Origin of the sequence: Haemophilus parainfluenzae (genome assembly GCF_003253005.1) — a bacterium.
Lineage (GTDB): Bacteria > Pseudomonadota > Gammaproteobacteria > Enterobacterales > Pasteurellaceae > Haemophilus_D > Haemophilus_D parainfluenzae_M.
The window spans coordinates 163,263-176,616 of record NZ_QEPZ01000003.1; the positions used below are offsets into that span (position 1 = coordinate 163,263).

The 13,354-nt window shown below is 36.6% G+C and carries 11 protein-coding genes; 1 reads left to right on the plus strand and 10 read right to left on the minus strand.

Features of this window, described 5'->3' with window-relative positions:
• Window positions 1–50: 50 nt before the first annotated feature.
• On the minus strand, window positions 51–1,667 hold the full coding sequence (gene pckA, locus DPV97_RS05120; RefSeq protein WP_070714394.1) for a phosphoenolpyruvate carboxykinase (ATP): 1,617 nt from the start codon (window positions 1,665–1,667) through the stop codon (window positions 51–53).
• A 256-nt stretch (window positions 1,668–1,923) separates the two neighbouring features.
• On the opposite strand from pckA, the gene DPV97_RS05125 reads away from it, so the two are divergent.
• Entirely contained in the window at window positions 1,924–2,748 is an 825-nt protein-coding gene (locus DPV97_RS05125; RefSeq protein ID WP_083313305.1) for an alpha/beta hydrolase, read from the plus strand.
• A gap of 43 nt (window positions 2,749–2,791) precedes the next feature.
• Here DPV97_RS05125 and hslO read toward each other — a convergent pair whose 3' ends face one another.
• The 9 genes from hslO to DPV97_RS05170 form a co-directional block, all read right to left on the minus strand.
• Window positions 2,792–3,658 (minus strand): Hsp33 family molecular chaperone HslO, encoded by an 867-nt coding sequence (gene hslO, locus DPV97_RS05130; protein WP_070714391.1) that lies wholly within the window; start codon window positions 3,656–3,658, stop codon window positions 2,792–2,794.
• Window positions 3,659–3,855: 197 nt separating this feature from the next.
• Window positions 3,856–4,959, minus strand: a complete 1,104-nt coding sequence (locus DPV97_RS05135) for a porin (RefSeq protein ID WP_070714389.1) — start codon at window positions 4,957–4,959, stop codon at window positions 3,856–3,858.
• Between the two features lie 165 nt (window positions 4,960–5,124).
• Complete coding sequence (gene rfaC / locus DPV97_RS05140; RefSeq protein ID WP_070714388.1) at window positions 5,125–6,078, minus strand: lipopolysaccharide heptosyltransferase RfaC; 954 nt, start codon at window positions 6,076–6,078, stop codon at window positions 5,125–5,127.
• On the minus strand, window positions 6,075–6,980 hold the full coding sequence (locus tag DPV97_RS05145) for a DMT family transporter (protein WP_070714386.1): 906 nt from the start codon (window positions 6,978–6,980) through the stop codon (window positions 6,075–6,077). The genes rfaC and DPV97_RS05145 overlap by 4 nt, the downstream gene beginning before the upstream one ends.
• Window positions 6,977–8,020, minus strand: coding sequence for a lipopolysaccharide heptosyltransferase II (gene waaF, locus DPV97_RS05150; RefSeq protein WP_070714384.1), 1,044 nt, complete (start codon window positions 8,018–8,020; stop codon window positions 6,977–6,979). Before waaF ends, DPV97_RS05145 begins: the two co-directional genes overlap by 4 nt.
• 75 nt (window positions 8,021–8,095) lie before the next feature.
• On the minus strand, window positions 8,096–9,259 hold the full coding sequence (locus DPV97_RS05155) for a XylR family transcriptional regulator (protein ID WP_070714383.1): 1,164 nt from the start codon (window positions 9,257–9,259) through the stop codon (window positions 8,096–8,098).
• A gap of 110 nt (window positions 9,260–9,369) precedes the next feature.
• Complete coding sequence (gene nhaC / locus DPV97_RS05160) at window positions 9,370–10,776, minus strand: Na+/H+ antiporter NhaC (protein ID WP_070714381.1); 1,407 nt, start codon at window positions 10,774–10,776, stop codon at window positions 9,370–9,372.
• 1 nt (window position 10,777) lies between these two features.
• Entirely contained in the window at window positions 10,778–11,950 is a 1,173-nt protein-coding gene (locus DPV97_RS05165) for a MalY/PatB family protein (protein WP_070714379.1), read from the minus strand.
• Between the two features lie 274 nt (window positions 11,951–12,224).
• On the minus strand, window positions 12,225–13,352 hold the full coding sequence (locus DPV97_RS05170) for a sugar ABC transporter permease (RefSeq protein ID WP_070714377.1): 1,128 nt from the start codon (window positions 13,350–13,352) through the stop codon (window positions 12,225–12,227).
• Between the last annotated feature and the right edge of the window lie 2 nt (window positions 13,353–13,354).

The following is a 13,354-nucleotide window of genomic DNA, read 5'->3' on the forward strand; positions in this document are numbered from 1 at the left end:
AAAGTGCGGTTATTTTTAGAAATGTTCAATTAGATAACTATATTCTCTAATTAAGCTTTTGGACCTGCTGCGATAAGTGCTTTACCTTCTGCATTAGTCGCATATTTTTCGAAGTTTTTCACGAAACGTCCTGCAAGGTCTTTCGCTTTCGCTTCCCATTGTGCTTTATCCGCATAAGTATCACGTGGGTCTAAGATCGCAGAATCTACACCAGGTAATGCTTTTGGAATCGCTAAATTAAAGATTGGTAACTCGCCCATTTCAGCTTTTTCGATAGAACCATCTAAGATAGCATCGATAATACCACGCGTATCTTTAATTGAGATACGTTTACCTGTACCGTTCCAGCCAGTATTTACCAAATACGCTTCTGCACCTGCCGCTTGCATACGTTTAACTAACACTTGAGCATATTGCGTTGGATGTAAAGTTAAGAATGCTGCACCGAAACAAGCAGAGAAAGTTGGAGTCGGCTCAGTAATACCACGCTCTGTACCAGCTAATTTAGCAGTAAAGCCCGATAAGAAGTAGTATTTGGTTTGCTCTGGTGTCAATTTAGACACTGGCGGTAATACACCGAATGCATCCGCAGTTAAGAAAATGACTTTCGTTGCATGTCCTGCGCGAGACACCGGTTTAACAATATTATCAATGTGATAAATTGGATAAGACACACGAGTATTTTCAGTTTTAGAACCGTCATCAAAATCAACTGAACCGTCAGCACGAACAACGACGTTTTCTAATAATGCATCACGGCGGATCGCACGGTAGATATCTGGTTCATTTTCTTCAGAAAGATGGATAGTTTTTGCGTAGCAACCACCTTCAAAGTTGAAGATACCTACATCATCCCAACCGTGTTCATCATCACCAATTAATTGACGTTTCGGATCGGTAGACAGCGTAGTTTTACCTGTACCTGATAAACCGAAGAATACGGCTACATCACCGTCTTTACCTACGTTAGCAGAACAGTGCATTGCACCTACACCTTTAAGTGGTAAGAAGTAGTTCATCATGGAGAACATACCTTTCTTCATTTCGCCGCCATACCAAGTACCGCCGATTAATTGAATACGTTCAGTCAAGTTGAATGCGACGAAGTTTTCAGAGTTCAACCCCTGTTCTTTCCAGTTCGGGTTGGTGCATTTAGAACCATTCATTACCACGAAATCTGGTTTAAAGGTTTGTAATTGTTCTTCTGTTGGACGAATGAACATATTTTTCACAAAGTGTGCTTGCCATGCTACTTCCGTCACAATACGAACCGCAATACGGTCTTTTTCACTTGCACCACAGAAACCATCCACCACAAATAAACGTTTACCAGAAAGTTGTTTAGTCACAAGACCTTTCAGGCTTGACCAAGTTTCTTGAGTCATTGGTTTGTTATCGTTTTTAGCTACATCAGATGTCCACCATACGGTATCTTTTGTAGTGTCATCTAAAACGATATACTTATCTTTCGGTGAACGACCAGTAAAGATCCCAGTATCTACTGCCACCGCACCAGTTGTGGTAAGCGTACCTTTTTCAAAACCTTCTAAACCTGGTTTCGTTTCTTCTTCAAAAAGTTGTTCATAACTTGGGTTATAAACCACTTCTTGTACGTTACGAATGCCAACGGCTTCAAGTTCTTTAATTACGTTTTTAACATCAGTCATAGTTCACCTCTTGGTTAAAGTCTAAAAATTTTTCCTGTAGACATTGTAGGTGAATTACCAGAAAAAAAATGTTAACTAGATCTCATTTTTGAACATTCATTAGAAATTTCTACCTATTTTTGGGTGGCTTAAGAGGCGAAAATACAATAAGGTTGATTTACCCATCACATTTTCGATATAGTGATAACCATTATCAACTTAATACTCGATAACGATGTTCTCATTTCTACGTTTACCTTTTTTATTTTCTCTGCTGATATTTACACAAAGCACGCAAGCTGAACCCGATTTTAAAATTCCACCTATTCAAGAAAGCATGAAAAAAATGTATCAAATTCAACAAAAAGATTTTACCTTTGAAAACAAACATTATCGTTTATTTATTGCGGTACCGCCAAAAACATCACAAAAACTGACCGCACTTTATACGTTAGATGGCAATGCTCAATTTCCACTAGCGGTGAATGCTGTCAATCCCAATAAACCGCTCCCGCTTATTGTCGGTATCGGTTATGTATCTGATAAAGCTTATGCGATTGAGGAACGAATGAGAGACTACACGTTTCCAGCTGAAGGTGCTGAATTTGCTAAAGGAGGAAAAGCCGCCGATTTTTTACGTTTTATTCAAGAAGATGTAAAGCCTTATATTGAACAGCATTTCGATATAAATAAGGAAAAACAATATTTCTTCGGTCATTCTTTTGGTGGATTATTTGGATTGTATGTACTCTTCCATCAACCGGATTTATTTCAACATTACACCTTGGCAAGCCCTTCTCTTTGGTGGGGGAATGGCTCATTTCTACCTCAAAATGAACCATGGATTAGCCAAAAACCATCACATATTCTGATTACATTAGGCTATTATGAAGAGCATCCTGAAGAGGATCCGAATATGACTGAAGAACAATTACAACGAATTAATCAACGGAAACAAATGAGAACAATCAATGCGCATCAATTGGCGGAAATATTGAAAAAACAAGGTAATTCCGTAGAGTTTATTTCCATTCCCAATAAAAATCATGGTGGCTCGATTCCAGATGCCATCAAACATTGCTTAGAACAAGTTCAACAATAAAAGTGCATAAAAAAATCCCCGTTATCATGAACGGGGATTTTTCTTATTGGGCTTGTTTGAGTTTATCAATCGCTTCTTTATTGAAGAAGTAATGCGTGCCACAACATTCACACTGCATATCAATGCTGCCTTTATGCTCCTCTAAGATTTCCTCAATTTCAGCTTCTGGAATCAGCAACAATGCTGCCCCTGAACGCTCAGGTGAGCAGCCACAGAAGAAAGAAACAGTTTGCGGTTCAAACACTTCCACTACTTCTTCGTGATATAAACGATAAAGCAATTCTTCCGCGGGTAATCCAAATAACTCCTGATCTTTTACGGTTGCCGCCAACGTAGTTAAATGCTCAAAATCCTCTGGCGTACCTTGCCCATCGGGCATGATTTGCAACAACATCCCTGCAGCAACTGGTTTGCCTTCATATTCACCTGTACGAATAATAAGTTGGGTTTGTAATTGTTCTGAACGAACAAAATAATCTTCTAAACATTCCGTAATCGTTGGTTTATCTAAACCGATAACGCCTTGATAACGTTCACCTTCAGTTGGCGCAATCGTAATCACTAATACGCCTTTGCCGATCATATCATGAAGGCTCATACCATCTTGAATATTACCTTGTACACGTGCTAATGCACGGATCTGTTGTTGGTCATTACCATTTACTAAAGCTAATTTTAATGGGCCATCACCTTGAATTTGAACAGTAATATTACCGTTAAATTTTAATGTTGCGGTCAACAAATTAGTTGCTACCATCATCTCACCCAATAAGTTTTGTACTGCTTTTGGATAATGATGAGTATTCAAGGTATCAGTAAAAGTTTGGTTTAATCGCACCCATTCACCACGCACTGCACGGTTTTGAAAAAGGTAACGGTAAAGTTTGTCATTATCTTGAGTATAATTCATTATTTGTTCCTATTTATTCTTTGAGTAAAAAGTGCGGTCAATTTTGTGAATAAATCTAAAACGTTCAAAAAAGAGTCGTTTTGTTACCGCACTTCGTGTCTGTGCAGTATTATGGGGGTGAAAATCAAAATTACAAGCCAAAAAGAAAAGCGGATAGCTTTCACTATCCGCTCGCTTTATTAAATTAAACTGATAAATTACCAGTATGCACGTAAACCGATAACAGTTTTGAAATCACGGCTACGATCTACAGTGCTGTTTTCATATTTAGTACGAGTTGCTTGCCATTCTAAGAATGGTTTCACTTTTAAAGAACCTTGTTTAAATACATAGTACTCGGTACCCATTAAGAATTGGCGATCTGTTGATTTTGAATATGCAGAACCTACAGGTAAAGTTTTCTCAGTTTTGTAAGAATACATTGCATATACATTCCAGTCTTCATTTAAACCTTGGCGAATTACTGCAGTCACTTCATTATTTTTTACTTTGTTACCTGCACCATCTTTATTTTTAGTATCTTTGTGAGCAAGGTCTAAACCATAAGTAGTGTGAACAAAGTTATATGCTAAACCTAAAGCATAAGCATTGCTGTAGTATTCCGTTTTGTTAGCATTTTCAGAGATTTCACGAGTGAAACCTGCTGCGACAGTTACATTTTGGATACTATCAATTTCATGATCAAAGATAAGACCTGTACCCCAAGTGTTTTTACGGTTATTTTTTAAATCCACGTTTTTGATGTTACGTTTGCTTGAACCGCCGTAGTACGCACCAAATTTCACTTTATTTGAACCATAGTCACCATTATAAACATATTGTGTTACACGACGAGCTGAAGTCTCTAATAAACCATCAGTCAAGCTATAAGTATTTGCTAAATCACTTTGTGTTACTTCATCAGTGATAGTTACCATGTTACCGTAAGTTAACTCACCGAATTGTTTGTGGCCAAAACCAGCATAAAGTTGGCGAGTATAAACATGATCAAAATCGTGTTGTGAAGGCGCATCACCACGCATACGCCATTCCGCACGACCTAAAGCATAGAAGTCGCCACCTAAACTTTGTTTTAATTTAAAGCCAAAACGTGAACCATCGTTATCAACTGCATGGTTGATGTGCTCTTTAGTTACATCACCATTTACATAGTTAGTTTTGTTAGAGGTGCTTTCCCATTTCGCACGTAAAGAACCGTAAAAACCAACATCTGTACCAGTTTGGTCAATGTGGAAGTTATAAGCTTGTGCAGAACCTGCTGCTAATGCCGCTACAGATAAAGCAAGAAGTGTTTTTTTCATAACGCTTTCCCTATTATTTAATGAAGTTTATTAAAAAATTGAACTTTTTTCAGTTTATACACTACAACCTAAATGGTCAACCTTAAATTATTCCAACTATCAGAAAATAGGCAATATTTTGACTAAAATCAATCCCGATAAATATATTTTTGATTATTTTATCGCCTATTTAATTAATAAATTTAGCATTGAAAACACTTGATCTGACTTAATATTTTCCATTGAACTTGCCGATAAGTAATGCTGATTTTTACCATAACAGCCAATCAATTTAGGATCAGTTGCACCATAAAGCGTAATATTGGGTTTATCCAGTGCGGCAGTCAAATGGGCAAGCCCTGTGTCTACCGATACAACGGCTTTTGCATTGGCAATTTGTTCAGCCAATTCATGCAATGAAAGCCTAGGCAAAACAACTACATGAGATAAGCCAACAGCCAATCGCTCTGCTCTCGTCTTTTCTTTTTCATTCCCCCAAGGTAAACGAACTTGAATAGAAAGTGCAGTCAGTTTTTCAATTAAATTTCGCCATTCACGTTCTGGCCAATGCTTTTCATCCCTTGTTGTAGCGTGAAAAAAGAGCACATAAGGTTTGATAGCATCAACGGAAATAAAATGACGAGCAATATCATAATCCCCTTTTCCTTTCGGTAATGGATAAGATAAGGCTTGAGAAAAAAGTTGGCGAATACGTTCTACCGCATGTTGTTGATAGGAAATCGCGTATTTTTTATCGTAGAAAAATGAAGCAATCGGCTCTCGGATACTTTTGCGATCATAGCCATGCTTAATGCCATTGGCTAAGCGTGTCGCAAAAAAGGCACTTTTAAAAAGCCCTTGTGCATCAATTACCGCATCATAGTTTTCGGCCTGCAACAAAGTGCGGTAATTTTTCCACTCATTTCTTGTTTGAATGGAAAAAGGTGATTTACGCCAACGGCGCAAAGCAATAGGAATCACGCGATTCACGGCCGAATACCAACGTGGGATTTCGGCAAAATTCTCTTCCACCACCCAATCAATAGATAAATTAGGAATAGCACGCTGTGCATCAGTCAATGCCGGTAAAGTATGAATCACATCCCCCATAGAGGAAGTCTTAATCACACATACTTTCATTTAATTAACCTTCTTCCCCAGTGCATAATCCCAAGCCCAGATACGGCTAAAATGCCCCCAATAATTAAGAAGGAATCCACTTGTTCATTCAACCAAACGGCTGAAAATAAAATGCCTAAAATCGGCACAAGAATAATGTAAGCCGAGGCATTGCCTGCCCCTAAGTGTTTCACACCATCAAAATACCATGCATAAGCCAATACCGTTGAGCCAAATGCAAGACCAAGTAAACTAAACCATTGCGATCCATTTAATTGAAATACGGTTGCCCAATCTTCCGCACTTTCCGTCCATAATGCTGCCAACGTCAGCATGAAAAAACCAAAAGTAGAAGAAATCGTGGTAGCGGTGAGAGAATCAATTCCGATTAATACTTTACGAGCCAATAAAGTATAAGCAACCCAGCAAACTAAAGCACAAAGCAATAACATTTGACCGAATCCAAAATTTTGTAAGAGATGTGTTGGATTCCCTTTTGTCATGGCTAACAAAGAACCGCTAATGGCAATAATCATCCCTAATACAACCCAGCGATTCCATTTTTCTTTAAATAATAAAATAGCAAAAAACATCGTAAAGACAGGATTAGAGGCAACAACCATCGTTCCTTGCCCTGCTGGAACATATTTCAAACCCCAAATAAAGAAAGTCGAATAACCAAAAATCCCAAGCAAAGCCGTTAACAATAACCCCACCCATTGATTAGGTCGCAGTTGTTTAGCATATTTGAAACGATTCGCCGCATATAGCCAAATAATGAGTGGAATAATGGCGAAAAAAAAGCGCACGCTTGAAGCAATAAATGTCGGCATAGCTTGGGCAACCACTCGTCCCCAAGGCCAAGAGGCGCCCCATAAAATCACCATTCCAATTAATTGTAAATGTATGCGAATAGGGTTCATTTTGCTAATAATGCCTCTAATTTTTCTAATGCCATTTCCGGTGTAATATCAATCAAACTTTGATGATACCCTTCCGAGCTATCTGTGCTTTTACGCACTTTAATTAAATCGCCTTCAATTAAACGAATAATCACGGCTTTATCTGATAATGGAGGTGTATACGTTGGGCTAGTTGGGCCATAAAGCGCAACCAATGGGCGATCTGTGGCTGCCGCAATATGCATTAAGCCGCTATCATTGCTCACCACTGCCGTGCAGTTGGCAATTAAATCCACCGCTTGATTCAGGTTAGTTTGTCCAGCCAAATTCAAACAGAATGGTTGAAGTTCAACAGGCAATACATTGCGAATTTGCTCTCCTGCTTCTACATCTTTTGGTGAACCAAATAATTCTACCGCATAGCCTTTTTCAATGAGCATTTCTGCCAATTTAGCATAATGGTAGTGAGGCCAACGTTTTGCTGGACCAAATTCAGCCCCAGGACAGAACCCAATAATTGGACGTTCGCCTAAAAGTGCGGTTTGTTTTTCAAATTTTTTTAAGGTTTGAGTTTGTTGCGCTGGCTCAACCGTCAAATAGGGTTTTAAGACAGGAATATCATCAGCTTTTGGTACAGCATCTTTTTCAAAAGCCAATGCAACATAACGCTGCACCATCATTGGATAATCTTTTTTATTGGCTCGTAAATCATTCAATAAAATGTAACGGCTTTCGCCTTTCCAACCACGACGATGGATAATTTTTGCAAAAAAAGGAATAAACGCAGATTTCAATGAATTAGGCAAAACAATCGCCATGCCATATTGTTCACGCAAAGACTTTCCTAAACGATAACGCGTTCCCAATTCAAAGGCTCCGTGCCCTAATGGCATTTCAATCGCCTTACGCACCTCTGGCATACGCGCAAGCAAAGGCTTACACCAATTCGGTGCCATCACATCAATATTGCAGTTTGGATATTGAATTTTCAGTTGCTGGTACAAACTGTGTGACATCATCATATCGCCAACCCAAGAAGGGCCAATAATTAGAATATTCATTTTCTGTCTTTCAGATAAAAGTGCGGTCAAAAATACTTGTTATTATGGCACAGAGTTGAATAAAAATATGCTCCTTTAACAATTTAGTCGAAACTCTTTAGGAGTCATTTCGAATTCTTTCTTAAACACAGAATAAAAATATTGAACAGAAGGATAACCACAAATATCTGCAATTTCTTGAATAGAAATATCAGTTTGTTCTAATAAATTTTTAGCTCTAGCGATTTTTTCTTCATGAATAACTTGGTGTATTGTTCTATCCATTTCGTTTTTAAAACGTTGTTCAAGATTAGAGCGCGATATTTCCAAATGGTCCAAAACCTGTTCTACTTTAATACCATGGCATGCCCGGTGACGAATATAATGCATAGCTTGTATAACAAGAGGATCGCTCAAGGAACGATAATCAGTAGAATTTCGTGTATGAACTGTAATTGGCGGAATTAAAATAGGTGTGCTAGGAGCTTTTTGTCCATTAAATAATTTATGTAATAACTTTGCTGCTTGATATCCAATTTCTCTTGCTCCTTGCTCTACAGAAGAAAGAGATACTCGCGATAAATATTGGATCAATTCTTCATTATCAATACCAATCACACAAAGCTCTTCAGGTACAGCAATTTTACTGTACTCACAAGCCTGCAACAAATGACGAGCACGCGCATCCGTAACAGCAATAATACCAGTATGAGAAGGAAGAGATTTTAACCAGACAATTAGCTTTTGTTGCTCTTCCAACCAATTTTGAGCATGAACCTGCACCCCCTCATATAGGTAAATAGGATAATGATTTTTCTCCATCAACTCTACAAAAGCATCTCTTCGTTCTATAGACCAATGCTTATGAGTATTTACTTGCAAACCATAAAACGCAAACTGTGACAGCCCCTTCTCCTGTAAATGAGATAAAGCCATTTCAACCAATGCTGCATTATCTGTTGCTACATAAGGAAAGTGAGGATAAAAATCAACTTGTTTATAAGAACTGCCGACTGCGATAGTAGGAATAAGAGTATGTTGCAACAATTCGACGGTTTTCGGATCATCAAAGTCCGCAATAATACCATCAATAGAAAGTTGATTAATGGTATTAGTATGATAGACAAATTCATCTTCTACAAAAATATCCCACATACATTGTGATGCCTGAATATATTGTCCAATACCCTCCACCACCTGCCGATCATACACCTTGTTTGCATTAAATAAGAGGGCAATTTTGTAGTATTGTTCCGTCATTTTATATCCTTATCTATGGGAAACTTCTGTTTAAGTTATAATAGAAAAGATATTTAGCTTCAAGATAAAAATAGCCAGAATAACTAGCTATTTTATATTCAATACCATGTTTATTTTTTTAGTTTTGCAATACCTATGCCACTTGCACCATAAATAACAGCAAATATAATCCCACTCCAACACAACACTGCCCAAGGTAAATAAGATAATGTAGCTACCCCTAAAGTTCCCGCCATATATGCACCTGCTGCAGTCCAAGGTAAAATTGGTTCAATAATCGTAGCAGAATCTTCAGCTGTTCGACTTAGATTTTTTGGATGTAATCCTTTTTCTACATACGCATCTTTAAGCATTTCTCCTGGAATTAGAATAGAAATTTGCCCATTACAAGTAATCCCAATCATTGTTAGACCGCAAAGAATCGTTGTAATAATCAAAGAAAGAGTTGAATGAACAAAGGTGAGTAATTTTTGAATAATTACAGTTAATGCACCGCTCAATTGTAATACACCAGCAAATGATAATGCACAGAAACAAATTAATAGTGTTCCCATCATTGAATTCATTCCACCACGATTCAACAAACGACTTAAATCAGAGCTAACTGAAGTATGGTGAATCATTGAGGTATCAAATCCATTAACTGCGCTATTAATCACATCAGATAGAGAGAATTTTTGAATTAAGATAGCATTAATAATTGCGATAAATGCTGATAATAACATCACTGGAATAGTCGGTTTCTTAGTAATAGAGCCCCATAATACAATAGCGACTGGAATAAGTAATAGAAAGTTAAAATGATAAACTTGCTCTAGCTCATGAATCATTGTATTTACTTTTTCTGGAGTAGCCACATTAGAAAAATCGTAGTTTAAACCATATACAACATAGACAGTAGCCGAAAGAATAAAAGATGGTAATGTTGTATAAAGTAAGTGAGAGATATGCTCATATAAATCTACGCCAGCAGCTGCGGATGCAATATTGGTTGTATCAGATAATGGCGATAATTTATCTCCAAAATACGCACCCGCGACTACAGCACCTGCTGTAGCAGCCAAATTGGCGTCTAATCCAATCGCAACTCCCATAAATGCCACCCCAACAGTCCCTGCGGACCCCCAAGAGGTTCCAGTACAAATAGAAACAATAGCAGTAAGGAATAAAGCTGTCACATAAAGATATTCTGGTGATATCGCTTTTAGTCCGTAGTAGATCATCATAGGAATTGTTCCTCCACTAATCCAAGTTCCAATTAATAATCCTACAGTAATTAAAATTAATAGCGCAGGCATTGTTTTAGCTATTTTTTCTGAAATGGCGTCTAAAATATCTAAATAGCAATGACCTAATTTAATAACTAAAAAACCAGCAAATACCGTTGAAATAATCATTAATGGCTCTGCTGGCAAATCAAATAAAGCATACCCAAGCCCTAACAGTAATAGCATCACTATGATTGGTGAAAAAGCTTCTAATGTTGTTGGCATTCTTGTACGATGAGTGGTTTTCATATTAAATCTCCCTATTGTTTAATAAACAAAACCCATTTTTGATTCGATTCAATGCTTCTAATAATTTTTCTCTAGGCATAGCGACATTCATACGAAAGAAACCGTCTCCCTCTTTGCCAAATTCACTCCCCAAAGATACTTTTACTCTTGATAAATTATTAATCCAATAAGCTAATTCATTTTCATTTATACTTAGCTTTTTATAGTTTATCCAAAGTAAATAAGTTCCATCACTTTCAGTAATATCTAATAATGGAATATACTCATTGAAAAATTCTTTTACTATCTTCTTATTATTCTTTATGTATTCTTTTAGATAGATCACCCAGTCAGTACAATATTTATACAGCGAAATAATGGCTGGTATAGAGAAATAATTTGGATTATGTATACCTAATGCCATCATTTCTTTTATAAATTTTTCTCGAATTTCTTTATTCTCAATAATTAGGTTAGCTATTTCCAATCCAGGAATATTAAAAGTTTTTGCTGGAGATAAACAGATCATTGAGTGATTTGCTACCCATTCATCTAATGATGATATTAGATAGTGGGAATTATTTGTTAATGTAAAGTCTGCATGGACATCATCGGAAATGATAAATACATTATATTTTTTAGCTAAGTTTATAATTTCAATAAGGACTTCTTTGTTCCAAATCGTTCCAGTTGGGTTATGAGGAGAAATTAAAACAAATACTTTAGAATGTTCAAAACATTCCTCTAATAAATTAAAATCAATACGATACTTTCTATTCTCATAAACCAAAGGACATTTATATAATTTTCTGTCATTTAATTTTATCGTGTTTAATATTGGACTATATGAAGGTGATAGAATGCATATTCCATCAGTTTCTTTTGTAAATGCTCGTATATAAATAGATATGGCTTGAATTATTCTTGGGCAAAATACAATTTTTTCAGAGAGAACAGAATAATGATATTGTTCGAAAATATAATCACTGATTATCTTGTGATAGTCGGCTGGTAATTCAGTATAACCATAAATTCCTAAACGATTAAATTTTTCTAATTCATCTATCATCACTTGAGGTGCTGGAATATCCATATCCGCAACAGACATTGGAATAATATCATTATCTACATTCCATTTAGCACTAAATGTATTTAGGCGATCAATAATCACATCAAAATTATAAAAATTATTCATTATTCCTCCTGATGTATAAGGCAAATTTACTTTAGTCAAAGAAGGAAAGAATTAAAATTACTAAAACTACTTTATCTATTACGTTTTTTCACAACTGTGATCTAGTCCACAATTGTAAATAATCACTATAAAAGATTAAATAATGTAACGGATAAGAACTTGTTTTTTCATAAAAAGATGAAAAACTTCATCATCTAGAAACCAGTATGTTAGGTAACCATTTCTATAAAATTAAAAAACCGCCATTTTATAAATGACGGTTTAAAATTAATAATTACATCTTTTTCTTATTACTAGTATCTATCCATACAGCAAGTAACAAAATGCCACCTTTGACAATATATTGCCAAAAAGTTGGCACATCAAGCATACTCATACCATTATCAAGCGATGCGATGATAAGTGCGCCAATAACGACCCCAAACACACTTCCTACACCACCAGCTAAGCTTGCCCCTCCAATGACACAAGCTGCAATCGCATCTAGTTCTGCATTTTGCCCAGCAGATGGTGAACCTGCACCTAAACGAGCACTTAAAATCAACCCTGCTATTGCAACTAACACACCATTCATTGCAAATATAATCAGTTTTGTTTTCTCTACATTGATACCAGATAATTTTGCCGCATCAATATTGCCTCCAATCGCATAAACGTGGCGACCGAATGAAGTTTTACGAGAGAGGAATAACCCTAAGATTGCAAGAACTGACAGTACTAAAACAGGAAATGGAATGCCACGATAATCATTAAGTAAATAAATTGCACCTAATACAATTACTGCAAACAAAGCATATTTCGTAAAATCTTTTGATAATGCAGACACTTCCAGTTGAAGCTGTTGGCGACTTCTACGTTGATAATTTCCCCAAAGAACAAATCCAATAACTACAATACCACCTAAGATACCCCCTGCAATATCTGATAAATAACCTTGCCCAATAACTGTCATAGTTACACTAATAGGAGATACAGTTGTGCCATTAGTCAAACCAATCAAAATTCCACGGAATGCGAGATAACCTGCAAGTGTGACAATGAAGGATGGCACTTTGCGATAAGCCACCCACCAACCATTCCAAATACCAAAAATTAAACCAAGAGCAATTGTTGCAATAATAGTTACAGGTAATGGGAAGCCCCACCAAACATCGGCAATAGCTGCAAATCCGCCCAGTAGGCCCATAAGTGAACCAACAGATAAGTCAATTTCAGCAGAAATAATGACAAAAACCATTCCAATTGCAAGAATGCCGGTAATTGAAGTTTGGCGTAACAAGTTAGAAATATTTCTTGCACTTAAATAAGCTCCATCAGTAGCAACACTAAAGAATGCCATAATGACGGCAATAGCTATTAACATAATGTAAACTTGTAAATTTACGGATTTTAACTTAAACATAG

Coding starts and splice junctions, on each gene's coding strand:
- pckA (WP_070714394.1), bottom strand. CDS start 1,667: ATGACTGATGTTAAAAACGTAATTAAAGAACTTGAAGCCGTTGGCATT.
- hslO (WP_070714391.1), bottom strand. CDS start 3,658: ATGAATTATACTCAAGATAATGACAAACTTTACCGTTACCTTTTTCAA.
- DPV97_RS05135 (WP_070714389.1), bottom strand. CDS start 4,959: ATGAAAAAAACACTTCTTGCTTTATCTGTAGCGGCATTAGCAGCAGGT.
- rfaC (WP_070714388.1), bottom strand. CDS start 6,078: ATGAAAGTATGTGTGATTAAGACTTCCTCTATGGGGGATGTGATTCAT.
- DPV97_RS05145 (WP_070714386.1), bottom strand. CDS start 6,980: ATGAACCCTATTCGCATACATTTACAATTAATTGGAATGGTGATTTTA.
- waaF (WP_070714384.1), bottom strand. CDS start 8,020: ATGAATATTCTAATTATTGGCCCTTCTTGGGTTGGCGATATGATGATG.
- DPV97_RS05155 (WP_070714383.1), bottom strand. CDS start 9,259: ATGACGGAACAATACTACAAAATTGCCCTCTTATTTAATGCAAACAAG.
- nhaC (WP_070714381.1), bottom strand. CDS start 10,776: ATGAAAACCACTCATCGTACAAGAATGCCAACAACATTAGAAGCTTTT.
- DPV97_RS05165 (WP_070714379.1), bottom strand. CDS start 11,950: ATGAATAATTTTTATAATTTTGATGTGATTATTGATCGCCTAAATACA.
- DPV97_RS05170 (WP_070714377.1), bottom strand. CDS start 13,352: ATGTTTAAGTTAAAATCCGTAAATTTACAAGTTTACATTATGTTAATA.